The 232-nt window shown below is 53.0% G+C and carries 1 protein-coding gene; it reads left to right on the forward strand.

From position 1 onward, the window contains the following. Window positions 1–232, forward strand: a 232-nt coding sequence (locus ACTHSQ_RS11495) for a M61 family metallopeptidase (protein WP_440375976.1), incomplete at both ends; no start/stop codon positions are given.

The following is a 232-nucleotide window of genomic DNA, read 5'->3' on the forward strand; positions in this document are numbered from 1 at the left end:
GCCACACACATGGCAGATAGCCACCACCCTACCCCAAACCTCGGCGACCACTTTTCAGACGGCCTCATACGCCGAGCTTATCGACCACCCGGTTGAAACAGGCATCATCGAATTTCTCGAATTTGAAGCACAAGCCATCCCCCACCGTATTGCATTAAGCGGCATCTATCCCGATTTTGACCGCGTTCGCTTCCTCGCCGATATTCAAAAAATCTGCGAAACCGAGTTGGCG

The organism is Neisseria sp. P0009.S008 (assembly GCF_051958615.1).
GTDB lineage: Bacteria > Pseudomonadota > Gammaproteobacteria > Burkholderiales > Neisseriaceae > Neisseria > Neisseria subflava.